This window comes from Pseudarthrobacter sulfonivorans, from assembly GCF_001484605.1.
Classification (GTDB): Bacteria; Actinomycetota; Actinomycetes; order Actinomycetales; family Micrococcaceae; genus Arthrobacter; species Arthrobacter sulfonivorans_A.
In genome coordinates this window covers 4286418-4310161 of record NZ_CP013747.1, presented here as the reverse complement: position 1 = coordinate 4310161, position 23744 = coordinate 4286418, and the positions used below count along the sequence as shown (strand labels likewise).

Genomic DNA, 23744 nt, shown 5'->3' with positions numbered 1-23744 from the left:
CCTACATGGGCTGCTAGGCAGTTGGGGCGGGGGTGTTCCACTCGGCGGAGCGCACCAGGATGGCACCCGAATCCGGGCAGAACACAATGTCGTCTTCGGCGGCGGCCTTGATTTCTGCGAGGTCGCCGGGGCTCAGCTTCATGCCGGAGGCTTCAGAGGTTCCGTGGAACAACCGGGCGGCGCCCACTCCCCGCTTTGCCAGCGTCTTTTCGTAGACAGCCAGCATCCCGGCGTCGAGTTCTGCAGCGAATTCGGCGCGCTTCCCGCTGACAACGGTCGCTTCAGCGGCCACTTCGGCCAGGGCCTCATCGAGTTCGGCCCGGATGCCGCCGAAAGAGCCTTGGACGTTGTCCACGATGAGCTGCTGGGCCGCCTGCCGTTCGCGCAAGGAATCCAGGCGTTCCAGAACTTCCAGCTCCACGTCCTCAAGGTCGGAGCGGCGCCTGTTCAGTGACGCGATGTCCTTCTGCAGGGCCACGAGGTCCTTTGACAGCCCCGTTCCGCTGTTGAGCCGGGCTTCGTCGCGTTCGATGCGGGAGGCGACCTGTTCGACGTCGGCCTCTGCACGCTTCAGCTCTGCTTCGGCGTCATGGACAGCCATCTTGGCGGAGCCGAGTTCACCGTTGGCGACGGACAGGGCAGACTGCAGGTCCTCGATCCGGGGATCGGTTTCCAGGGCCCGGCGGCGGTTGGACAGGGACTTGAGCTTTGCGTCCAGCCCCTGCAGTTCGAGCAACTTCAACTGTTCCGCCGGTGCTGCCTTGGCCACTATTTACCTCCGCTGAATCCAATCCGGCCGAAGCCGGGCACCGTATCGGCGCTGTATAGACTCTAGCGCCTAGCGTGCTCCCCGGGCTCGCTAGGGTCCCCCGGGGCCCCGCACGCCAGGCTTAGCCCGGAGTCAGAATGAAGTCCCACGGATCGCTGTTGGTGGTGCTTACCTGGATCTCGACGTCGTGGCCCTGATCGGCGAGCACATTGCCCAGTGCCGACGCCGCGGCGGGCAGCCAGAGCCATTCGCTGGCGAAGTGCGAAACGTCAATCAGGTACGGCCGGCCGTTCACTGCCGCTTCGCGGGCTTCGGACGCCGGATGGTGCCGGAGGTCGGCGGTGACATAGACGTCGGCATTGTTGGCCCGCACCTCGTTGAACAGGGAATCCCCCGCCCCGCCGCAAACCGCAATACGCCGCACCAGCCCATCCTTATCCCCGGACACGCGGACTCCCCCGGCCACCGACGGCAGGATGCCGAACACCCTGGCTGCGAAATCGCCCAGGCTCATCACGTCCGCCAGATCACCCACGCGTCCGATGCCTTCCTCGGGCAGGCCGTTTGCGGCAACGGTCAGCGGGACGACGCCCTCCAGTCCCAGCGCATCAGCCAGGACGTCGGAAACGCCCCCGACGGCGGAATCACCGTTGGTGTGGACGGTCAGGAGCGCGGTGCCAGACTCGATGAGACGGTGGATGGCCTGGCCCTTGGCGGTGGTAGCGGCCACGGACGTGACCCCTTTGAGAAGCAGCGGGTGGTGGGTGATCAGGAGCTCGGCACCCCATTCCACCGCTTCCTCGATCACCGTGAGCGTGGGATCAACGGCGAACATCACCCTGGTCACGGGCGCTGACGGGTGGCCGGCCACGAGCCCTACTTCGTCCCAGTTTTCGGCCAGCGACTCGGGCCAGAGTTCCTCGACCGCCAGCAGCACCTGGCCCAGCGTGGGAGCAGCCGGACCATCCGCTGCAGCGTCCTCCCCCGTAAGGGTGCCGTCGTCGTGCTTGTCCGCATCTGTAACGCCGGTGTCTGCAGATTCCATAGTCTCAGTTTTACCCCATCGGGCCGTTTGCCCGGCATCTTTCAAAGTCTCGTAGGGTGGTCTGGGAATCATCCGGCGCGCTCAACCATTGAAGAGGACATGAAAACTTTTGTTCTTGGCGGGGGCTGCTTCTGGTGCCTTGATGCTGTCTACCAGAAAACCAAGGGAGTCTCCTCGGTGATTTCCGGCTACACGGGCGGCCATGACCCCCGGCCTGACTACTACTCCGTCTGCGGCGGAACCACGGGCCACGCTGAGGTCGTGGCGGTCACCTTCGACGAGTCCGTCATCCCGGCCGAGGTCATCCTGGACATGTTCTTCGCGCTGCACGATCCCACCACGCTCAACCGCCAGGGCTACGACGTGGGCACGCAGTACCGCTCGTCCATGTTCTATGAGACCACCGAGGAGAAGATTCTCTTCGAGGAAGCCATCGAACGGAACCAGGCGCTGTGGTCGCACCCGATTGTGACCGAGGTCAGCCGGCTGCCACGGTTCCATGTGGCGGAAGACGTCCACCAGGACTATTACGCCAAGTATCCCGAGCAGGGCTACTGCCAGGTGATCATCAATCCGAAGCTCGCGAAGGCCAGGAAATATTACTCTGCATGGCTTAATGCTTAGCAGCGGCCGCTCAGCCATCGTTAGGCTGACCTCAGCATTCACTCTTGAGAGATAGGCATATCTACATGGCACGGATCTATGACGATGTAACGCAGCTGGTCGGCGGCACTCCGCTGGTCCGCCTGAACCGGCTCACCGAGGGCCTGGGCGCCACTGTGGCCGTCAAGCTGGAGTTCTACAACCCGGCCAACAGCGTCAAGGACCGCATCGGTGTGGCCATCGTTGACGCCGCCGAGAAGTCCGGCGCCCTCAAGCCCGGCGGCACCATCGTTGAAGGCACCTCCGGCAACACCGGCATCGCCCTGGCCATGGTGGGCGCTGCCCGCGGCTACAAGGTCATCCTGACCATGCCCGAGACCATGTCCACCGAACGCCGCGTTATGCTGCGGGCGTTCGGTGCTGAAATTGTGCTGACCCCGGGTTCCGAGGGCATGCGCGGCGCTGTGGAAAAGGCCCAGGAAATCGTCGCCAACACGGAGAACTCCATCTGGGCCCAGCAGTTCGCCAACGAAGCCAACCCTGAGATCCACCGCACCACCACCGCCGAGGAAATCTGGTCCGACACCGACGGCAAGGTGGACATCTTCGTCGCCGGCATCGGCACCGGCGGCACCGTCACCGGCGTCGGCCAGGTCCTGAAGGAACGCAATCCTGACGTCCAGATCGTGGCCATCGAGCCGAAGGACTCCGCCATCCTGAACGGCGGCGCTCCCGGGCCGCACAAGATCCAGGGCATCGGTGCGAACTTCATCCCTGAAATCCTGGACACCAACGTCTACGACGAAGTCCTGGACGCCACCCTGGAGGATTCCGTCCGCGTCGCCCGTGAACTCGGCGTCAAGGAAGGCATCCTCGGCGGCATCTCCTCCGGCGCCATCGTCTGGGGTGCCCTGGAACTTGCCAAGCGTCCGGAGAATGCCGGCAAGCTGATCGTGGCGGTTGTGTGCGACTTCGGTGAGCGTTACATCTCCACTGTGCTCTATGACGACATCCGCGGCTGATCAGTCCGTTGTCGCCCCGTTTCCTGTAGAAAGAACTTTGTGGGCTTTTTCGCAAGACTGAAGGAAGACCTCGACGCCGCCCGGTCCCACGACCCGGCGGCTCGAGGTTCTTTTGAGAATTTTTTCGCTTATTCGGGGCTGCACGCCATCTGGATCCACCGGCTGACGCACCGGATGTGGCAGACCCCGGGGCTGCGGTTCCCGGCGCGGCTGGTGTCGCAGCTGGGCCGCTTCCTGACCGGTATCGAGATCCATCCCGGCGCCACGATCGGCCGGCGCTTCTTCATCGACCACGGCATGGGAGTGGTCATCGGCGAGACCGCCGAAATCGGCGAAGACGTGATGATCTATCACGGCGTCACGCTGGGCGGCCGCTCCCTGGCCAAGGTCAAGCGCCACCCCACCATTGAGGACCGGGTCACCATCGGTGCCGGGGCCAAGATCCTGGGACCCATCACCATCGGCCGGGACAGCGCCGTGGGCGCCAACGCCGTGGTGGTCAAGGACGCGCCGCCGGAATCGATTGTCACCGGAGTGCCCGCCAAGTGGCGCCACCGCGATGCCCAGCGCGAAACCAAGCCCGCAGTGGATCCGGCCGAGTACGACATCGAATACCGGATCTGATCTGTTACTGCAGCCTCTACCCGGCAACACGCTTCAGGACTGCCATGACCACCGCGTCATAGAGCCGGTCCGGCAGGACGCGCCGCAGGCCCAGAATGGCTGCCGCTCCCCTGCCCACCGGATACCGGGTCCGGGGACGCGCAGCCGTGGCCGCGTGCAGTACAGCCGCAGCAATCACCGCTGGCTGCGTCGACGTTTCCGGCCTGTCCGTGGACGCCAGGACATCCGCCATGTGCTTTGCCTGGGCAGCGTACGGCCCCTCGCCGCTGCTGGCCAGCAGCCCGTCAGCGGAAATCCGGCCCCATTCGCTGAGCGTACTTGCCGGCTCAATGATGGCGACGTCGATGCCGTGCGGCTTCATTTCCAGCCGCAGTGCATCGCTCATGCCCTCAACGGCGAACTTCGTGGCGTGGTACCAGGCACCAAGGGGTTCGTAGAATTTTCCGCCAATGGACGAGATGTTGATGATCCTGCCCCGGCCCGCACTCCGCATGGCCGGCAGGACCAGCTGGGTCATTCTGGCAAGGCCAAAGACGTTCACTTCGAATTGGCGCCGGCCTTCGGCCAGATCCACGTCTTCCAGCGCCCCATAGGAGCCGTAGCCGGCGTTGTTGACCAGGACGTCTATCCGCCCGCGCTCTTCCAGGACACGGCCGACGGCGGCGCGCATCGAATCGTCGTCCGTCACGTCCAGTGCCAGGACCTGGACGCCAAGCGCTTTCAGCGGCTCCATCCTGTCCACGCGGCGGGCGCCGGCGTAGACGATGAAGCCATGGCTGCTGAGCTTCTTCGCCGCCTCGAAGCCGATACCCGTGGAGGCTCCCGTAACAAATGCGACTAGCTTGGGCATTCTGACTCCTTGGATGGACGGACACCGCGGCTGCTGCCGGAAACGCCAACGGCCGGCAGCTCCCAGAATATCCGGGAAGTGCCGGCCGCAGGGTTTGCAGCTTGATGCAATCAGAGCATGGGGATTAGTGCGTGTCCACTGCTTCGATTTCGGACTTGTCCTCGCCCCACAGGGTGTGGAACGTGCCCTCAGCGTCGACGCGGCCGTAGGTGTGCGCGCCGAAGAGGTCACGCTGGCCCTGGATCAGCGCTGCGGCCACACGCTTGCGGCGCAGGCCGTCGTAGTAGGCCAGGGACGAGGAGAACACGGGAACCGGGATGCCCAGCTGGACAGCCGTGGCAACCACGCGGCGCCACGCCGGGAGGGCGTCGGCAATCGCCTGGGTGAAGGCCGGGGCGAACAGCAGGTTGGCCGGCTTTTCCTCGGCGGCGTAGGCCTTGGTGATGTCCTTGAGCAGCTCCGCACGGATGATGCAGCCTGCGCGCCAGAGAGAGGCGATCTCGTCCAGCTTGAGGTCCCAGCCGTATTCCTTGGCGGAGGACGTCAGCATGTCCATGCCCTGGGCGTAGGAGACCAGCTTGGAGGCGTAGAGTGCCTGGCGGACATCTTCGACGAAAGTCTCCGGGATTTCCACGGATGCTTCCGCGCCGGCCAGCAGTTCTTGGCCCAGCTTGCGCTGCTCAGCCTGCGAAGACAGGCCACGCGCGAAGACGGACTCGGCGATGCCGGAGACCGGGGAACCGAGCTCGAGGGCGGAGATGACCGTCCAGCGGCCGGTGCCCTTCTGGCCTGCGGCATCCACCACAATGTCAACAAACGGCTTGCCGGTCTTCGCGTCAACGTGGCCGAGGACCTCTGCCGAGATTTCGATGAGGAAGGACGACAGCTCGCCCTTGTTCCACTCGGTGAAGATCTTGGACTGCTCCGCAGGCTCGATGCCCGCGCCGGAGCGGAGGAGGTCGAAGGCCTCGCCGATGACCTGCATGTCGGCGTATTCGATGCCGTTGTGGACCATCTTGACGAAGTGGCCGGCACCGTCGGTGCCTATCCATGCGCAGCAAGGCTCGCCGTCGACCTTGGCTGAAATCTTTTCCAGCAGCGGTCCGAGGGCGTCATAGGACTCCTTGGAGCCGCCGGGCATGATGGACGGACCGTTCAGGGCACCTTCTTCGCCACCGGAGACGCCGACGCCCACGAAGTGCAGGTCCTTCTTCGCCAGCGCGGCTTCGCGGCGGCGGGTGTCCTCGTAGTGGGAGTTTCCGGCATCGATAATGATGTCGCCGGCTTCCAGCAGCGGTTCAAGCTGCTCGATGACCGAGTCAACGGGCTTGCCGGCCTTGACCATGATCAGGACACGGCGGGGCTTCTCCAGGGAGTCAACAAGTTCCTGCAGGGTTTCGGTGCGGACGAAGTCGCCGTCCGTACCGTGCTTTTCGAGCAGCGCGTCAGTCTTTTCGACGGACCGGTTGTGCAGGGCAACGGTGAAGCCGTTGCGGGCCAGGTTGCGGGCCAGGTTGGCGCCCATCACCGCAAGGCCGGTGACACCGATGTGTGCAGACATCAAAACTCCAATTTCGTTGTGCAATGGATGTGCAGATGGCTCCGCGTTCGCTGCGAAGCACGCTGTCACGAACCGATGGATCCTAATAAAGCATATATATTCAATCGGTTTGAGGGAAGCGGTGCCCACTTTGTGGAACGGGGCCAGTCAATCCCAGTTTAGGCTTGAGTCCATGTCGACCAGCCTGCACCACCGTGCCATTGAGAACCTTGGCACGCGGATCATCACGGGCGAGCTGCCCACCGGACACATCATGCTGGCCGAGCACCTTGAGGAAGAACTGCAGGTTTCGCGTTCCGTGGTCCGCGAGGCTGTGCGGGTCCTTCAGTCCCTGGGCCTCGTGGAAACCACCAAGCGGGTGGGGATCCGCGTGCTGCCGCCGAGCCGCTGGAACCCCTTCGATTCCCAGGTCATCCGCTGGCGGCTGTCCAGCGACGCCCGCGGCGCCCAGCTGCGGTCACTGATCGAACTGCGCTCCGCCGTCGAGCCCGCCGCGGCCGAGCTGGCCGCGAACAACGCACCGGCGCAGCTGCGGCGGGAACTGGTGGACATCGCCCATGCCCTGCGCGACGCCGGCCACACCGGGGACGCGCAGAAGTTCCTGGAGCTGGACATCGCTTTTCACTCGGTCCTGCTTTCCGGATCGGGCAACGAAATGTTCGCCAACCTGATGGGGCAAGTGGCGGAGACCCTGACGGGGCGCACGGTCCACGGACTAATGCCGGACCACCCCCACGAGGGAGCGCTCCAATGGCACGTCGATCTCGCCGAGGCGGTCGCCGCCGGGGACGCCGCCACGGCCCGGGCCGCATCCGAACAGATCATGCGCCGCACCACGTCCCGGCTGTCAGGAACGTGGACGGACCAGCCCAGGGTGTTCATTCCGGTCCGCCGGACTTAAGCGCGAACGGACACTTAAGCCCCCTTTGAGCGGGGCCTCAAGTGTCCGTTCGCGCTCAATCACTCAGATATTCCGGTTGGAAGTTGAGGAGGACTTTTCCTGATGCGGCGGAGTTTTTGGCGGTCTCGAAGGCTTCGAGTCCTTGGCTGAGGGGGTATTCGTGGGTGATGACGGGGCCGATGTGGAGGGTGCCGTCGGCGAGGGCGGTGATGACGTCGTCGATTTCGTTGTTGAAGCGGAAGGATCCGCGCAGGTCCAGTTCCCGGGTGATGGCCAAAGAGATCAGGACCGGCTGGGGCCCGGTGGGCAGCAGCCCGACCATGACCACGGTCCCGCCGCGCCCAACGCCCTGGATGGCTGAGGCCAGGCCGTGGTGGCTGCCCGAGGACTCGATGACGACGTCGGCCTGCACCGCGGCGATCGCGTCCGCGTCCCCGGCCTGCAGGGTGTGATCCGCTCCGACGGCGGACGCGATCTCCAGCGGTTTGGCATGGACGTCGACGGCGGTGATCCAGGCGGCGCCGGCACGTTTGAGGACCGCGACGGCCAGCGCACCGATCGGGCCGCAGCCGATCACCAACACGCTCTTGCCGGCCACGTCCCCGGCCCGGGCGACGGCGTGCCAAGCCACGGCGGCCGGCTCGATCAGCGCCGCGGTCCGCAGATCCACGCCCGCCGGGAGCACCCGCAGCATCCGGGAAGGCAGGTTCACGTAACGGGCAAACGCGCCGTCGGTGTGCGGGAACTGCGCCGCGCTGCCCAGATACGTACAGCCCGGGGAGAGGTTGGGCCGGTCCGCCGGCCACCGCACCTCCCCCGCACCGGGGCCCGGGGTGGCCGGGTGGACCGCGACCAGGGTGCCTGCGGCCGGGCCGGTCCCGTCCGCCGCGGCCCGGACCACGGTCCCGGAAATCTCATGCCCCAGCACCATCGGGGCTCTCAGAATGGACTCCCCCGCCGCCCCGTGCAGCCAGTAATGCAGGTCCGACCCGCAGATCCCGCCGTAGGAAACCTCCACCACGGCCTCGTCCGCGGCCGGTGCCGCCAGGGGGACCTCCTCGATCCGCAGGTCCCCGGCCGCATGCGCCACCACCGCCGCACCCGACGCAGGCAGAACTGTTGCTTCGGTCCCCTGAGCCACTGCTGAGGTGCCCATCAGACCACCACCGTCATTCCGCCGTCGATGAAGATCGTCTGTCCGTTCACAAAATCCGAACCGTCCGAGGCCAGCCACACCGCCGGGCCCGCCAGGTCCTTCACCGTTCCCCACCGGTGCGCCGGGGTCCGGCCCAGGATCCAGGCATTGAACTGCTCATCGTCCACCAGGTTCTGCGTCATCTCCGTATGGATGTAGCCCGGGGCGATCCCGTTGATCTGCAGCCCGGACCCCGCCCACTCCGCCGTCATGGCCCGGGTCAGGTTCCGCAACCCGCCCTTCGCCGCCACATACGGGGCGATCGTGGGCCGGGCCAGGTCCGTCTGCACCGAACAGATATTGATGATCTTGCCCCTGCCCCGCGGGATCATGTGCCGGGCAGCCTCACGCCCCACCAGGAACGCGCTCGTCAGATCCGTCCTGATCACCCGCTCCCAGTCCGCGACGTCGAGTTCCAGCATCGGCACCCGGTGCTGGATCCCGGCATTGTTCACCAGGATCTGCAACGGCCCCACGTGCTCCTCCACCCACGAAATACCCCGGGCAGCCTCGGCATCGCTCGTGACATCAAACGCGACACTATGGACCCGCCCCGGCGCAAAGTCCGCGGCCATCGCAGCCTCGGCCGCTTTGAGCCGCTCCGCGTTGATCCCGTTCAGCACCACCGTCGCCCCGGCATCCGCCAACGCCCGCGCCAACGCATTACCAATCCCCCGGCTCGAGCCCGTCACCAGGGCAACCCGCCCCGTTAGGTCAAAAAGTCCACTCATGGTGTAGCTGTCCCTTTCGTCGCGGATTCCGCAGTTCCCGCGTTATTGGTGTTGTCGCTCAGATTCGAAATGACCTGGCGGACCACGGCAAGGTCCTGATCGCCAAGGCCCTGGCGCTTGAGTTCGGCGTAAAGCTCGACGCCGGCTGTCGCCATCGGCACGGCAGCGCCGGCCGCCCGGGCTGACTCGAGCACAAAGGACAGGTCCTTGTGCATAAATTTCGCCGGGCCCGTTGGCGTGTAGTCCTTTCGGACCAGGCGCGGTCCCACATTCTCCAGCACACGGCTGCCGGCAAGGCCGCCGGCCAGAACGTTGAAAAGCGCCGCCGAATCCATCCCGGAACGCTCGGCGAGCTCGGCCGCCTCGGCGAGCGCCGCCGTCGTGGTTCCAACAATGAGCTGGCTGCAGGCCTTGGCGAGCGACCCCGTGCCCAGTGGGCCCATGTGCCTGACAGTGGTCCCCATCGCGTTGAAGAATGGCTCGAGCCGCCGGAAATCGTCCGCGGCACCGCCGGCCATGATGGCCAGTGTCCCCTCCGTAGCGCCCTTGGTCCCGCCGCTGACAGGGGCGTCCACCACAGCGGCGCGGCCCTGGCTTGCCTCCTGGACTTTGCGTCCGAAGTCCCGGACCTTAGCCGGTGAAACTGAGCTCATGACCACCACCGCGGTACCGGCCTGCGGCGGCGTTTCTTGCCAGCTGACCAGCAGACCCGCCGTTACGTCCTCGATGAAGGACAGGTCAGGGAGCATAAACGCGATGACCGGGAGGTCCCGCAGTGTCCCAACGTCCGGCGCGGAGTGGCCACCCTGCGCTACAAACTCCTGCAGGGGTCCCGCGGAACGGTTAAAGGCGGTGACCGCCCAGCCGGCGCGGAGCAGATTCGCCGCCATGGGCAGCCCCATCAGCCCCAGGCCTACAAAGCCCGCTGCTCTGTCTTCCATCTAAGGCCTCGAATCACATCGTTGTGTGGTTAATGAAGGGAAATCTGTCCAATATCCTAGCCGCTATTCAGTATGATGAACACTATGACGACTAAAACCACCGTCGCGATCGCCGTCCCGCTCGAAGCAGAGCAGGTGGAGCGCATCCGCGCCGTAGACCCCTCCGTAACTGTTCTCTATGAGCCTGACCTGCTTCCGCCGGAGCGTTTTCCGGCGGACCACTCCGGGGATCCGGACTTCAAACGCACTCCTGCGCAGGAGGAGCAGTACTGGTCCATGCTCAACCAGGCGCAGGTGCTCTATGGCCTGCCCAACGAAAGCCCCTCAGGCCTGGCCCGCATCGCGCGCGACAATCCACGTCTCCAGTGGGTCCATGCCATGGCCGCCGGCGCCGGCGGTGCCGTCAAGGCATCCGGGCTGGACCAGGAAACACTCCTCAAATTCAAAGTGACCACTTCCGCCGGCGTCCACGCCCTGCCGCTGGCAGAATTCGCTGCCCTGGGGATCCTCAACGGCTTCAAGCGCAGCGCCGAGCTGGCCCAGGACCAGGCCGCCAAGGTGTGGCCCGAGCTGCGGACCCCCACCCGTCTTGTCAGCGGTTCCACACTGGTGGTGACCGGTCTGGGTGAAATCGGCCTGGAGACGGCCCGGATCGCCCGCGCCCTGGGCATGACCGTCAGCGGCACCAAGCGGAATGTTGAGCCGATCGAAGGAATCGAGCAGGTTGCCGGCAACGACGGACTGGCTGGGCTGCTCGCCTCGGCGGACGCCGTCGTCAACACGCTGCCCGGCACGCCGTACACGGAGAAGTTGTTCAACCGTGGGGTGTTTGCCGCGATGAAGCCGGGAACGGTGTTTGTGAACGTCGGCCGCGGCACCGTGGTGGACGAAGACGCCCTGCTGGAAGCCCTCGGCAACGGCCAGGTGTCCTACGCCTGCCTCGACGTCTTTGCCGTGGAACCACTGCCCCTGGACAGCCCGCTGTGGAACCACCCCAAGGTGATGGTCTCGCCGCACACCTCCGCGCTCAGCGCAGCGGAGAACCGCCTGATCGCGGAGCGCTTCTGCAGCAACCTGGGCATCTTCCTCGCCGGCGGCGACCTCCCCCACCTGGTGGACCCGGTCCACTTCTACTAACGCAGGCCCCGGCCCACACCACAGAGCCCCTGCCGTGGATCCTGGAAACAGGAATCCGCAGCAGGGGCTCTTTTGTGTCGGCGGGAAGCAGCCAGTCGCTCGGCGCAGGGGGACGGCACATCGGGCTGCGCGGGCCGTTAACGCCAAAAGGTGGCCTCCCCGTTATGGGGAGGCCACCTTTCAGTGTGAGTACGGTACGCCTAGCTTGCATCCTCCACAAGGATCAGGTCACGGCCGACCGTTTCCGGGGTGAAGAACGTTGTTCCGAAGGAGATCAGCGCCAGGACCAGGGAGTAGATTGCGGGCACCAGCCAGGAGTGGCCGGTGGCGGCCAGGAGTGCCACGCCGATCATGGGAGCGAAGCCACCGGCCATGACGGCTGACAGTTCGCGGCTCAGGGCGACGCCGGTGAAGCGGTGCTGGGAGCCGAACAGTTCCGGCAGCAGGGCGCACTGGGGGCCCAGCATGGACTGCACGCCCAGGGAGATGCCCACCACCATTACCACCCAGACGAGGGTGACATTGCCCAGCGTGACCAGGTAGAAGGCGGGCAGCGCAATGATGGCCTGGAACAGGGCGCCATAGCGGTACACCGGGACTCGGCCGAAGCGGTCTGACAGGGCTCCGAACGTCACAACCATCACGGCAGCGAATCCGGCAGCAATGAGAAGGCCGGTGGGACCGATGAACTTGTCGCCGGCGAAGATTCCGGCGGGCATGCTGATGAATGACACCAAGAGGGCGGAGTAGATGGAAGAGTTTCCGTTTTCCCCCATGCGCAGGCCGATGCCGATGAGCACGTTCTTCTTCGAGTGTTTCCAGATCTCCACCACCGGGTTCTTGACCACGGCCTTGTGCTTTTCCAGTTCCTGGAACACCGGTGTTTCCTTGAGCCGGAGCCGGATGAAGACCGCGATGACGATCAGGATGACGCTCGCCAGGAACGGCACACGCCACAGCCACCCCTGCAGGACTTCCTTGTCGGCCAGTGCCATCAGGGCGAAGGTGCCTGCGCCGAGCAGCGTGCCCAACTGGATGCCGACGAACGGCAGGGAAGCAAAGAAGCCACGACGACGGCGCGGGGCCACTTCTGAAATCAGCGTGGTGGCGCCTGCCTGCTCAGCACCGGCGCCCAGGCCCTGGAGGATGCGCAGGGCTACCAGAAGGACCGCTCCGACCATTCCAGCCTGTTCAAAGGTGGGCAGAAGTCCGATGGCGAAGCTGGCCATGCCCATCAGGCCGATGGTCAGGATCAGGACCATCTTCCGGCCGAACCGGTCACCGATGTAGCCGAAGATAACGCCGCCGAACGGCCGGGCAGCAAAGCCCACACCGTACGTGGCGAAGGAAGCGATTACAGCGCCGCTTTCCCCTAGCGGTGAGAAAAAGAGCGGCCCAAAGATCAGGGCCGAGGCGAGGCCGTAGATGTAGAAGTCGTAGTACTCCAGAGCGGAGCCTACTGAACTGGCAAGAGTCGCCCTTCGCAGCTGCTCCGGATCGACGGCGGCGCCGTCCACGTCAGTCTGCGGCGATGTAGTACGAGTGGTCACAAGAACTCCCTTAAACACACTCCAGACCCCCGTTGGCCTGGTGGGTTAGCGACGACACCTGTTGTGCGGATCACTATACTGAACAGAGTACAGCAAGTTGAACAGCTTGCAAGGAGGGTAGGCGAAAAATTAATGCCCGATTGTCGGTGTTGTTCTTGATGACCTGCATCAGCCCATGGGGTTGCCCAAGGAATGGGCCAGCTCACGCAGCTCCTTCACCATTCGGGAACCCTGCTCGTCCGAGTACGTTGCCTTCAGGGCCGTGACGGAGAGGCCAAGACTGGGGCCATGCGCACCGTGAGTAGGCACTGATACAGCAAGGCAGACCACCCCCGTGGTGGATTCCTCATCTTCGAAGGCATAGCCCTGTTCGCGGATTGTCTCCAGTTGTGCCTTAAGCTGTGCTCCCGTACTCAGTGACTTCGGTGTCATCACCGGTAGCTGGAGATCGTCCGGGAACATGGCTTCAATGTCGTGCTGATGAAGGCGTGCGATCAGCACCTTGCCTACGGCGCACAGCGAAACCGGCATTTTGTCGCCGATGTTGGATGTAAGCCGGACAGCAGGATGGCCCTCGTAACGCGCCAGATAGATGACGTTGGATCCGTCAAGCATGGCGATGCGGACCGTCTCACCGGAAAGCGTGGGCGCCTGTTCGCAGAACCGGTAGAACTCCTGCACCTCGTCGAGCCGGCTGAGATATGCCGCACCGAGTTCCACGAGCTTGCGGCCCAGCGTGAATTCAGCGCCCTGGCGGCTGATAAGCCTGGCTTCTTCCAACGCCAGCAACAGGTTGGAGGTTGATGACTTAGGGATGCCCAACTCGCGGGCAAGATCGCTCAGTGTCAACTTTCCGGTAGGCGAGGCGGCAAGAACCTCCAATACGGCAGCTGCACGGGTGACTGCTGGCGCCGGTGAGGCGCTCCCCAATCCCTCGGAGGGGCGGGCGGTGCGGGAATCGGCCATGATTCTCCTTCGATCGACACGCCGGGGCGCTTCGCGTATGCGTTCATTCTGCTGAACAGTAACCATCATAATGGCTTGGCGACGATTCGGGGCCGAAAAGGGCGACGCCAGCAGCGCCGGGCTGGCCGGATCGTGTGGCATTTGTTTGTTTCCGGAAGTTCACGGTATATTCATTTCAGACCCTCCACCGCGGCATCCCCCAATAGTCGCGGTGGAGGGTTTTCCAATGCCCGAATTGTCTTGCCATCTGCAGCCGGGTTCAGGCGGCGTCCACCACGGACTCCCTTAACCTCCAGCCGCCGCCGAGACCGTCGCGCTCCAGCATCATGGTGGTCAGAGCGGAATTTGGGTTGCGCCCCAGCCGCACTTGGACCTGCAGCACCTCAACATCCACTCGGCCCAGTCCCTTGGGCATACGCCGCTGCGCCTCCCACCAGCTCACACGCTCAAACCATCTCACTGCGTCGGCACCGACGGCCCATTCCCTGCCGTTGCTGACCACGGCCGTCGGGCTGCCGTCCTTGGCCGTCTTCACCACCACATATTCCATAGCGGGAACACTAGGGACAGCCACCGACAATTTGGCGCCCTGGCGGTATTGAGCCATGGAGCCAAGTGCGGAACGGATGTTGTCGCGGAGGTCGCAAAAGATCTCCGTCCACCCTGCGTCGTTATGCCACGAGCTCCACGGGTCCGTTGAGGGAATCCCTGCCGCGGAGATACTCGACCCCATTCACATTCATGGGCCGGCCCTACGCCCTGAACCGCACAGGGCAACAAAAACCCCGCCGTTCCCGGCCCTCGGGCCAGGAACAACGGGGTTTGGTGGTGGGTCCTACCGGGATCGAACCGATGACATCCACGGTGTAAACGTGGCGCTCTACCAGCTGAGCTAAAGACCCAAACTGCCGGTTTTTCGCACCTCAGCGCGTCAACCAACGAACATAAACTCTACCTGACGGGCGGGACGAAAAGCCAATCGACACGGTCGGCCCCGAACGGTCAAAGATCGGGGAGTTCGGCGGCGAGCCAGGTCAGTGCCTCGCTGACGCCGGCGTCGAGTTTGATGGTGGCGTACTGGTCGCCCCGGGTACCGCCCCTGTTGATGATCACCACAGGCTTGCCGTCCTTCGCCGCGTGACGGACGAACCGCAGTCCGCTCATCACGGTCAGCGATGAACCGGCAACAAGCAATGCCTCTGCACTGTCCACCATCGCGTAGGCGGCTTCTGCGCGTTCTTTGGGCACGTTCTCGCCGAAGTAGACAAAGTCGGGCTTGAGCATTCCGCCGCAGGCGGGGCAGGCAGCGACCACGAAACTGCTGATCAGAGCAATGTCCTCAACAGTGGCGTCGGCGTCGGGCGCCATTTCCACGAGGCCGGAAGTTGTGGCGCGCGCCAGGAAGCCGGGATTGAGTTCTTCGAGCACCTCCGACAGCAGGCGGCGGGTGTAGGTGCGCTTGCAATCGAGGCAGGCAACCCGGTCATAACGGCCGTGGAGGTCAATGACATTCCGGCTGCCGGCGTCTTCATGCAGCCGATCGACGTTCTGCGTGATCAACCCGGTGAGCAGGCCCCGCCGCTCAAGTTCTGCGGCCGCACTGTGCCCAGGGTTTGGATCTGCGTGCCGCAAGTGGGACCAGCCGATATGGTTCCGCGCCCAATAGCGCTGGCGGTTGGCGCCGTCGCGCACAAACTCCTGGTACGTCATGGGCGAACGTGGCACGGCGTCCGGCCCGCGGTAATCCGGTATGCCCGAATCGGTGCTCAGCCCTGCGCCGGTCAGTAACGCCAGCCGCTTGCCGGACAAAAGCTCCCGGACGCGTTCAAGCCCCTGAAGGTCCGCACTGGACAGCGCGGCAGGGTCAGCGGCCGGCAGGCTGGCGAAGCCCGTCAGGCCGATGCCGTGCCGCTGCTGGTCCATGCGGCCTCAGGCCTGTTCCAGACCTGCCAGAGCATCCTGGTACTCGGCGAGCTCGCGGGCCTGCCCGCGCGGATTCACCACGACGTAGCGGATTGTTCCTGCTGCATCGATGATGAACGTCCCGCGCCCAGCCATGCCGCTCTCCGGGTCGAAGACTCCATAGGCGGAAGCGACAGCGCCGTGCGGCCAGAAGTCGGCCAGAAGGTCAAAGCCGTAGCTTTCCTTCTCGGCATAAGCCCGCAGGCTGAACTTGCTGTCCACGGACACGGCCAGGACGGTGGCCCTGGCATCCTCGAACGCGGCCAGATTGTCCCGGATTTCGCAGAGCTCGCCGGTACAGACACCCGAAAAAGCAAACGGATAAAACACCAGCACAACGTTCTGCCCGCGGAAAGTGGATAACCGGACAGGTTCTCCGAACTGGTTTACCAGCTCAAAGTCCGGGGCAAGCTCCCCCACCGCCGGAACAGTCTGCCCGGCTACGGCAAGAGCTGCCGTCACTTGTTCTTCCTGCTGACCAGGCGGGTGGCACTCCAGTCCTTTGACACACCTGCCGAGGTGGTGAGGTGCAGGCCCGCAGTGGGCGCCGCTTCCTGGATTTCCGCCGGCGACACGTACCCGGTGCGCCCGGACTTTGGCGTCAACACCCAAACAACCCCGGTTTCACTCAGGGTGGTCAGGGAATCCATGAGGCTGTCGACCAGATCCCCGTCGCCGTCCCGCCACCAAAAAATGACGGCGTCAACAACGTCGTGGTCGTCTTCGTCCAGGAGCTCGGACCCTGTCAGGTCCTCAATATCATCACGTAAGTCGAAATCGACGTCGTCGTCGTAACCGAACTCCTGAATCAGATCCCCGTTTTTGAAACCCAATTTTTCCGCCACATTTACCGAAGTGGCGGCGTCGGCCTCGCTCACGTGTTCCTCCAATGCCTAATACATGCAATTCGCATAGTGATTTCCATTACTCCCAGCCAACACCCTTTGTGCCTGCGCTTCAAGCTGCCACCACCGCGATCCGCCATATTCTGCGTCACATCCGGCGCCGTCAGCCTGCGTTGCAGCGGCTTTCGTCACACAACCAGTATGACGGCGAAATACAACAGGGACGCCATGGACGCGGCTACGCATCGCGCTGGAGTCACAGCTAGAGTGACTGGTGACAACTATGCCTGCGGGGCGACCGCCTGGAACTCAATGGCAGACATAGGCGTGATAGGACCCTGCCCGGCGCACATGACCGGGCTGTTGTAACCGATACGTCGCACACGTCGCATTCATGCCGGACAGTCACCCTGCCCGGCATGTGGGCGCCGATGCATGCGCGCAAAGAGAGGTTGGACGTGGCTGCAGGAGAAGATACCTCCCATATCCTCAGCGGGTTGACAAACCAGCTGCCTGATCGTGATCCGGAAGAGACCGCCGAATGGGCTGAGTCCCTGGATGCACTGATCAGGGAACAGGGCACCGAGCGTGCCCAATACATCATGCGGAGCCTGCTGCAGCGCGCCGGCGCGCAGAGCGTCGGCGTTCCGATGGTGACCACCACGGACTACGTGAACACCATCCCGGTGGACCAGGAAGCTCCGTTCCCCGGCAACGAAGAGTTCGAGCGCCGGTACCGGGCGTACATGCGCTGGAACGCCGCCATCATGGTGCACCGGGCGCAGCGGCCGAACATCGGCGTGGGCGGGCACATCTCCACGTACGCCGGTGCCGCCACCCTGTACGAGGTGGGCTTCAACCACTTCTTCCGCGGCAAGGACCACCCCGGCGGCGGTGACCAGGTCTTCTTCCAGGGCCACGCCTCCCCCGGCATGTACGCCCGCGCGTTCATGGAAGGCCGGCTCGCCGAGGAGGACCTGGACGGATTCCGGCAGGAAAAGTCCAAGGAAGGCCACGCCCTCTCCTCCTACCCGCACCCGCGCCTCATGCCGGAGTTCTGGGAATTCCCCACGGTCTCGATGGGCATCGGCCCCATGAACGCGATCTACCAGGCCCAGTCCAACCGGTACCTGCACAACCGCGGCCTCAAGGACACCTCGGACCAGCAGGTCTGGGCGTTCCTGGGCGACGGCGAAATGGACGAGCCCGAGTCCCGCGGCCTGCTCCAGCTCGCCGCGAACGAGAACCTCGACAACCTCAACTTCGTCATCAACTGCAACCTCCAGCGCCTGGACGGCCCCGTCCGCGGCAACGGCAAGATCATGCAGGAACTCGAAGCGTTCTTCCGCGGCGCGGGCTGGAACGTCATCAAGGTCGTCTGGGGCCGGGAGTGGGACGACCTGCTCACCAAGGACTCCGACGGCTCCCTCGTGAAGATCATGAACGAGACCCCGGACGGGGACTACCAGACCTACAAGGCAGAATCCGGCGGGTTCGTCCGCGAGCACTTCTTCGGCAAGACCCCGCAGACCAAGGACATGGTCGCGGACCTTTCCGATGACGAGATCTGGAACCTCAAGCGCGGCGGCCACGACTACAACAAGGTCCACGCCGCCTATAAGGCAGCCACCGAATTCAAGGGCAAACCCACCGTGATCCTGGCTAAAACGGTCAAGGGCTACGGACTCGGACCCCACTTCGAGGGCCGCAACGCGACCCACCAGATGAAAAAGCTCACCCTCGATGACCTGAAGAAGTTCCGCGACCACCTGCGGATTCCGGTCACCGACGAGCAGCTGGAGAAGGACCCGTACCAGCCCCCGTACTTCCACCCGGGCACCGATGCGCCGGAGATCCAGTACATGATGGAACGCCGCGCCCAGCTGGGCGGTTCTGTTCCTGAGCGCCGCTCCAAGCACCAGGAGATCGCCCTCCCGGAGGCAAAAACGTACGAGGTCGCCAAGCGCGGTTCCGGCAAGCAGCAGGCGGCCACCACCATGGCGTTTGTCCGGCTCCTCAAGGACCTTATGCGGGACAAGAACTTCGGCAAGCACATCGCGCCGATCATCCCCGATGAGGCCCGCACGTTCGGCATGGATGCGTTCTTCCCCACGGCCAAGATCTACAACCCCAAGGGCCAGAACTACCTGTCCGTGGACCGGGACCTGGTCCTGGCCTATAAGGAATCGGCCCAGGGCCAGCTGATCCACCCCGGCATCAATGAGGCCGGAGCTGTCGCGGCGTTCACCGCCGCAGGAACCGCCTACGCCACCCACGGCGTACCGCTGATCCCGGTGTACGTGTTCTACTCCATGTTCGGTTTCCAGCGCACCGGCGACGCCTTCTGGGCCGCCGGGGACCAGATGGCCCGCGGGTTCATCATCGGCGCCACCGCCGGGCGGACCACGCTGACCGGCGAAGGCCTCCAGCACGCCGACGGCCACTCCCCGCTGCTGGCCTCCACGAACCCCGCAGTGGTCACGTACGACCCCGCCTACGGGTACGAGATGGGCCACATCATCCGGGACGGCATCGAGCGTATGTACGGGCCGGATTCGGCTGACCGGAACCTGATGTACTACATCACGGTCTACAACGAGCCCATCACGCAGCCCGCAGAACCCGAAGAGCTCGACGTGGAAGGTGTCCTCAAGGGCATCTACCTCCTGGCTCCGGCGAAGATCGACGGTCCCCGGACCCAGATCCTGGCTTCCGGCGTCTCGGTTCCCTGGGCCATCGAAGCCCAGCGGCTGCTCGCCGATGACTGGGGCGTCTCCGCCGACGTCTGGTCCGTCACGTCCTGGAACGAACTGCGCCGCGACGGCATGGCCGCCGAGGAAGAGGCGTTCCTGAACCCGGGCAAGCCCGCCCGTGTTCCGTTTGTGACCCAGCAGCTTGCCGGTGCCACAGGACCCGTGGTTGCGGTCTCGGACTACATGAAGGCCGTCCCGGACCAAATCCGCCAGTTTGTGCCGAACGAGTTCGCCACGCTGGGTGCGGATGGCTTCGGCTTCTCCGACACCCGCGCAGCTGCCCGCCGCTTCTTCAAGAACGACATCCACTCCATCGTGGTCCGTTCCCTGGAACTGCTGGCGCGCCGCGGCGAAGTTGATGCCCAGGCCCCTGCCCAGGCAATCGAGAAGTACAAGCTGCACAACGTCAACGCCGGTTCCACCGGCAATGCGGGCGGCGAGTCCTGATGACCTCCCGCTGACCTGCTTGTCAGCGGAAATGAACGACGACGGCGACCCTCACCGAAAAGGTGAGGGTCGCCGTCGTCGTCCCCCTGCCTTTCTGGACGGGAGGCAGCCTGTGATGCAGGTCCAACAGCGTTGTAGCCTTTGCACAAATGGAGCTTGCCGGGCAGGCACCGTATGCTCATAGGATGCCAGAGCCAACCACCCCGCCCGTGAAGCGCAAGCCGTCCTCGCGCAGCATGACACCGGAGAAATCCGAAACCCTGAAAAAGCTCCGGGCAAGCGTGGGCCAGCTCTCCACCACCACCCTTCGTCAGCTGGAAAAGTCGCTGCCGTGGTATTCGAGGCTCAGCTCCGACGAGCGCTCGGCCCTGGGCATGGTGGCGCAAAACGGCATCGCAGCGTTTGTCACCTGGTATGAGCGGCCCAGCTCACCGTCGTGGATCCTCACCGACGTTTTTGGGACGGCCCCCACCGAACTGACGCGCTCCATCAGCCTTCAGAAGGCGCTCCAGCTCATCCGCATCGTGGTGGAAGTGGTGGAAGACCAGGTGCCGGTCATCGCCCCGGAAGCTGACCAGCCCTCCCTCCGCGAGGCGGTGCTGCGGTACTCACGGGAAGTGGCCTTCGCGGCGGCAGACGTGTACGCGCGGGCGGCCGAGTCCCGCGGTTCCTGGGATACGCGGCTGGAAGCGCTGATCGTGGACGCCATCCTCCGTGGCGAAAACACGGACGCACTGCGGTCCCGGATCGCCGCGCTGGGTTGGAAAGCACAGGAGAGGTTCACTGTGATGGTGGGCAATTCGCCGTCTGAACCCAGTGCCAGCTACGTCAGCGAACTGCGCCGCCTGGCAGGCCGCTATGCAGAGGATGCGTTGGTGGGCATCCAGGGCGACCGGCTGATCCTGATCCTTGGCGGCGTCCAGGACCGCGAGACCGCATACCTGAAACTCAGCGAAATGTTCGCCCCCGGCCCGGTGGTCTACGGTCCGGAAGCCGGCTCCCTGCTGGAGGCCAGCGGCTCAGCGCAGTCTGCCTTTGCCGGCCTGACCGCGGCAAGGGCGTGGCCCGCCGCTCCCCGGCCCGTGGCCGCCGATGACCTGTTGCCGGAACGCGTCATCTCCGGTGACGAAGCGGCGCGCCGCTCCCTGGTGAAGAACATCTACCGTCCGCTTGTCGCCGCCTCCAACGGGCTGGTGGAGACCCTGGGCACCTACCTGGAGTTGGGCCATTCCCTTGAGGCGACTGCCCGCGAATTGTTTGTCCACGCCAACACCGTCAGGTACCGGCTCAAGCGCGTCTGCGACGTGACGGGCTGGGATCCGCTGCTCCCCCGGGAGGCCTTTGTGCTGCAGGCGGCGTTGGTTGTCGGGCGGCTGTCGGCGCCGCCAAAAGCCCCGGCGGAGCGTCATCCGGCGCGGAATCAGCCGTGAGTCGTTGTAGACTTCCTACAATCTGACCCCTTGAGCTTGGTGCAGTGAAACACCGCTGGATGACCCCGTAATTTGGAAAGCTGGATACGTGCTTGCAATAGTCTGCCCTGGACAGGGCTCACAGACCCCGGGTTTTCTGGCCCCTTGGCTGGAACTGCCTTCTGTAGCAGGCCATCTGGCCTCCCTCAGTGAGATCGCAGGCATCGACCTGACAGCCCACGGGACCACCTCTGACGAGGACACCATCAAGGACACCGCCGTTGCGCAGCCCCTGATTGTTGCCGCCGGGCTGGTGGCCGCAAAGTCGCTGTTCGACGTCGAACTCGGCACGCTTCCCGTGATCCTTGCCGGCCATTCCGTCGGTGAAATCACCGCCTCGGCCCTCGCCGGCGTGCTCACCGAGCAGGAAGCCATGACGTTCGTCCGTGAACGCGCCAACAGCATGGCCGCCGCCGCTGCCGTGACCCCCACCGGCATGAGTGCCGTGGTGGGCGGGGACCCTGCAGAGGTCCTGGCCGCCATCGAGGCTACCGGCGCGACACCGGCCAATGTCAATGGAGCGGGCCAGACCGTGGCAGCCGGAACCTTCGAACAGCTCAAGGCCCTGGCGGACAACCCGCCGGCGAAGGCGCGGGTCATCCCGCTGAAAGTGGCCGGGGCGTTCCACACCTCACACATGTCCCCCGCCGTGAGCGCCCTCGAGTCGCTCAAGCCGGGCCTCAAGCCGCAGAAGCCGCAGGTGCCCCTGCTGTCCAACTTTGACGGCCGGGAAGTGACCGACGGCGGCGCCGCCGTCGAGAGCCTCATCGCGCAGGTCTCCCGGCCGGTCCGCTGGGACCTCTGCATGGAAACCCTTGTGCAGCGCGGCGTCACCGGTGTCATTGAGCTGGCCCCGGCCGGCACCCTGGCCGGGCTCGCCAAGCGCGGCATGCCCGGCGTCAAGACCGTTGCAGTCAAAACCCCGGACGACCTCACGGCCGCACTGGCACTCTTCGCAGAACTGGAGGGAAATGCATGAGCGTTCCTACGTTGAAACAGGTTCCCGTAAACGAATACAGCCGCATCATCGGCCTCGGGGCATTCCGGCCTGACGTCATCGTCACCAACGACGACGTCTGCCAGTGGATTGATTCCTCGGACGAATGGATCCGCCAGCGGACCGGCATCATCACCCGACACCGGGCCGGCGCCGACGTCAGCGTTATCGACATGGCAGAGGGCGCCGCCCGGGAGGCCCTGCAGCAGGCAGGCATCGAAGCCTCCCAGCTTGGTGCCGTCATCGTTTCGACCGTCACCCACCCGTACGCCACGCCGTCGGCTGCCGCCGCGCTGGCTGACCGCATCGGTGCGACGCCGGCTCCGGCCTTCGATATCTCGGCCGCTTGCGCCGGGTACTGCTACGGCATCGCCCAGGGTGATGCCTTGGTCCGCTCCGGCACGGCCACCTACGTGCTGGTGGTCGGTGCGGAGAAGCTCTCCGACGTCATCGACAACCGGGAACGTACCATTTCCTTCCTGCTGGGCGACGGCGCGGGCGCTGTTGTCATCGGCCCCTCGGACACCCCCGGCATCGGACCCTCGGTGTGGGGTTCGGACGGCAGTAAGTGGGACGCCATCGGCATGACGCGTTCCATCCTGGATGTCCGGGACCTCAGCATGGCCGCCCGCCAGTCCGACGAGCCCGGCGACTTTGCCCTGCTCGAAGAAGCGCAGGAGCTCTACCCCACACTCCGCCAGGACGGGCAGACGGTCTTCCGCTGGGCGGTCTGGGAAATGGCCAAGATGGCACAGCAGGCTTTGGAGGCCGCGGGCGTCAAGGCTGAAGACCTCGTTGCGTTCATCCCGCACCAGGCCAACATGCGGATCATCGATGAGATGGTCAAGAAACTGAATCTTCCTGAATCGGTCACCGTGGCCCGGGACATCGCCGATGCCGGAAACACCTCGGCAGCCTCCATCCCCCTTGCCACCCACCGCCTGCTCAAGGAAAACCCTGAGCTCAGCGGCGGCCTCGCACTCCAGATCGGCTTCGGCGCCGGACTGGTCTTCGGTGCCCAGGTAATCGTCCTTCCTTAGGAACGCCCCATACAGGCCGCATCCGCGGACTGCACCGTTTCCGGCACCCCCTGCCGGCAATAACAAGAAAAGGAGCCATCAATGGCTAGCAACGAAGAGATCCTGGCCGGCTTGGCTGAAATCGTCAACGAAGAAACCGGCCTTGCCCCCGAGGCTGTGGAACTGGACAAGTCCTTCACCGAGGACCTGGACATCGACTCCATCTCCATGATGACCATCGTGGTCAACGCCGAAGAGAAGTTCGGCGTGCGTATCCCGGACGAAGAGGTCAAGAACCTCAAGACCGTGGGCGACGCCGTCAGCTTCATCGCAGGCGCACAGGCCTAGCCAAGGCTT

At 64.6% G+C, this 23744-nt stretch carries 23 protein-coding genes and 1 tRNA gene; 10 read left to right on the top strand and 14 right to left on the bottom strand.

From position 1 onward, the window contains the following. Window positions 1-13: 13 nt before the first annotated feature. Entirely contained in the window at window positions 14-769 is a 756-nt protein-coding gene (locus tag AU252_RS19580) for a zinc ribbon domain-containing protein (protein WP_058932140.1), read from the bottom strand. A 121-nt stretch (window positions 770-890) separates the two neighbouring features. Next, window positions 891-1814 carry a Nif3-like dinuclear metal center hexameric protein gene (locus AU252_RS19575; protein WP_058932139.1) on the bottom strand — a complete coding sequence of 308 codons (924 nt, stop codon included), beginning with the start codon at window positions 1812-1814 and terminating at the stop codon, window positions 891-893. A 99-nt stretch (window positions 1815-1913) separates the two neighbouring features. Here AU252_RS19575 and msrA point away from each other — a divergent pair, with 99 nt between their 5' ends. The 3 genes from msrA (at window position 1914) to epsC (ending at window position 4063) form a co-directional block, all read left to right on the top strand. Then, window positions 1914-2438: a peptide-methionine (S)-S-oxide reductase MsrA gene (msrA, locus tag AU252_RS19570; protein ID WP_058932138.1), complete on the top strand. Its 525-nt coding sequence runs from the start codon at window positions 1914-1916 to the stop codon at window positions 2436-2438. A 65-nt stretch (window positions 2439-2503) separates the two neighbouring features. Next, entirely contained in the window at window positions 2504-3439 is a 936-nt protein-coding gene (gene cysK / locus AU252_RS19565; protein WP_058932137.1) for a cysteine synthase A, read from the top strand. Window positions 3440-3478: 39 nt separating this feature from the next. Continuing rightward, a complete protein-coding gene (gene epsC / locus AU252_RS19560) occupies window positions 3479-4063 on the top strand; it encodes a serine O-acetyltransferase EpsC (RefSeq protein WP_058932136.1) in 585 nt (194 codons plus the stop codon). 16 nt (window positions 4064-4079) lie between these two features. On the opposite strand, the gene AU252_RS19555 is transcribed toward epsC, so the two are convergent. Further along, on the bottom strand, window positions 4080-4913 hold the full coding sequence (locus AU252_RS19555) for an oxidoreductase (RefSeq protein ID WP_058932135.1): 834 nt from the start codon (window positions 4911-4913) through the stop codon (window positions 4080-4082). Window positions 4914-5037: 124 nt separating this feature from the next. Next, window positions 5038-6474 carry an NADP-dependent phosphogluconate dehydrogenase gene (gndA, locus tag AU252_RS19550; RefSeq protein ID WP_058932134.1) on the bottom strand — a complete coding sequence of 479 codons (1437 nt, stop codon included), beginning with the start codon at window positions 6472-6474 and terminating at the stop codon, window positions 5038-5040. A 172-nt stretch (window positions 6475-6646) separates the two neighbouring features. On the opposite strand from gndA, the gene AU252_RS19545 reads away from it, so the two are divergent. After that, a complete protein-coding gene (locus AU252_RS19545) occupies window positions 6647-7375 on the top strand; it encodes a FadR/GntR family transcriptional regulator (RefSeq protein ID WP_058932133.1) in 729 nt (242 codons plus the stop codon). A gap of 55 nt (window positions 7376-7430) precedes the next feature. Here AU252_RS19545 and AU252_RS19540 read toward each other — a convergent pair whose 3' ends face one another. Genes AU252_RS19540 through AU252_RS19530 form a run of 3 tightly spaced genes read right to left on the bottom strand, consistent with a single transcriptional unit; the run spans window position 7431 to window position 10242 of the window. Continuing rightward, a complete protein-coding gene (locus tag AU252_RS19540; protein WP_058932132.1) occupies window positions 7431-8531 on the bottom strand; it encodes an L-idonate 5-dehydrogenase in 1101 nt (366 codons plus the stop codon). Then, complete coding sequence (locus tag AU252_RS19535) at window positions 8531-9301, bottom strand: SDR family oxidoreductase (protein WP_058932131.1); 771 nt, start codon at window positions 9299-9301, stop codon at window positions 8531-8533. The genes AU252_RS19540 and AU252_RS19535 overlap by 1 nt, the downstream gene beginning before the upstream one ends. Continuing rightward, a complete protein-coding gene (locus tag AU252_RS19530; RefSeq protein WP_058932130.1) occupies window positions 9298-10242 on the bottom strand; it encodes an NAD(P)-dependent oxidoreductase in 945 nt (314 codons plus the stop codon). Before AU252_RS19530 ends, AU252_RS19535 begins: the two co-directional genes overlap by 4 nt. A 72-nt stretch (window positions 10243-10314) precedes the next feature. Here AU252_RS19530 and AU252_RS19525 point away from each other — a divergent pair, with 72 nt between their 5' ends. Further along, window positions 10315-11379: a D-2-hydroxyacid dehydrogenase gene (locus AU252_RS19525; RefSeq protein WP_058932129.1), complete on the top strand. Its 1065-nt coding sequence runs from the start codon at window positions 10315-10317 to the stop codon at window positions 11377-11379. A gap of 200 nt (window positions 11380-11579) precedes the next feature. Here AU252_RS19525 and AU252_RS19520 read toward each other — a convergent pair whose 3' ends face one another. The 7 genes from AU252_RS19520 to AU252_RS19490 all read right to left on the bottom strand — a co-directional run bounded on the left by AU252_RS19520 (window position 11580) and on the right by AU252_RS19490 (window position 16735). After that, on the bottom strand, window positions 11580-12929 hold the full coding sequence (locus AU252_RS19520; protein WP_058932128.1) for an MFS transporter: 1350 nt from the start codon (window positions 12927-12929) through the stop codon (window positions 11580-11582). A 168-nt stretch (window positions 12930-13097) separates the two neighbouring features. Further along, window positions 13098-13895, bottom strand: coding sequence for an IclR family transcriptional regulator (locus AU252_RS19515; RefSeq protein WP_058932127.1), 798 nt, complete (start codon window positions 13893-13895; stop codon window positions 13098-13100). Window positions 13896-14154: 259 nt separating this feature from the next. Then, window positions 14155-14445 carry a hypothetical protein gene (locus AU252_RS19510; RefSeq protein ID WP_058933069.1) on the bottom strand — a complete coding sequence of 97 codons (291 nt, stop codon included), beginning with the start codon at window positions 14443-14445 and terminating at the stop codon, window positions 14155-14157. A gap of 276 nt (window positions 14446-14721) precedes the next feature. After that, window positions 14722-14797, bottom strand: a tRNA-Val gene (locus AU252_RS19505). 100 nt (window positions 14798-14897) lie between these two features. Next, complete coding sequence (locus AU252_RS19500; RefSeq protein WP_058932126.1) at window positions 14898-15818, bottom strand: NAD-dependent protein deacetylase; 921 nt, start codon at window positions 15816-15818, stop codon at window positions 14898-14900. 6 nt (window positions 15819-15824) lie between these two features. Continuing rightward, a complete protein-coding gene (locus tag AU252_RS19495) occupies window positions 15825-16319 on the bottom strand; it encodes a peroxiredoxin (RefSeq protein ID WP_058932125.1) in 495 nt (164 codons plus the stop codon). After that, entirely contained in the window at window positions 16316-16735 is a 420-nt protein-coding gene (locus AU252_RS19490) for a DUF3052 domain-containing protein (protein WP_056341561.1), read from the bottom strand. Before AU252_RS19490 ends, AU252_RS19495 begins: the two co-directional genes overlap by 4 nt. A gap of 398 nt (window positions 16736-17133) precedes the next feature. On the opposite strand from AU252_RS19490, the gene aceE reads away from it, so the two are divergent. From aceE to AU252_RS19465, 5 genes are all read left to right on the top strand, one after another. Next, entirely contained in the window at window positions 17134-19902 is a 2769-nt protein-coding gene (gene aceE / locus AU252_RS19485; protein ID WP_205630713.1) for a pyruvate dehydrogenase (acetyl-transferring), homodimeric type, read from the top strand. 185 nt (window positions 19903-20087) lie between these two features. After that, window positions 20088-21332, top strand: a complete 1245-nt coding sequence (locus AU252_RS19480; protein WP_056349053.1) for a PucR family transcriptional regulator — start codon at window positions 20088-20090, stop codon at window positions 21330-21332. An 88-nt stretch (window positions 21333-21420) separates the two neighbouring features. After that, complete coding sequence (locus AU252_RS19475) at window positions 21421-22350, top strand: ACP S-malonyltransferase (protein WP_181037144.1); 930 nt, start codon at window positions 21421-21423, stop codon at window positions 22348-22350. Continuing rightward, the gene (locus AU252_RS19470) at window positions 22347-23408 is read left to right on the top strand and encodes a beta-ketoacyl-ACP synthase III (RefSeq protein ID WP_058932123.1); all 1062 of its coding nucleotides are present in this window, start codon (window positions 22347-22349) and stop codon (window positions 23406-23408) included. The genes AU252_RS19475 and AU252_RS19470 overlap by 4 nt, the downstream gene beginning before the upstream one ends. A gap of 81 nt (window positions 23409-23489) precedes the next feature. Then, window positions 23490-23735 (top strand): acyl carrier protein, encoded by a 246-nt coding sequence (locus AU252_RS19465; protein WP_009359314.1) that lies wholly within the window; start codon window positions 23490-23492, stop codon window positions 23733-23735. Window positions 23736-23744 lie beyond the last annotated feature (9 nt).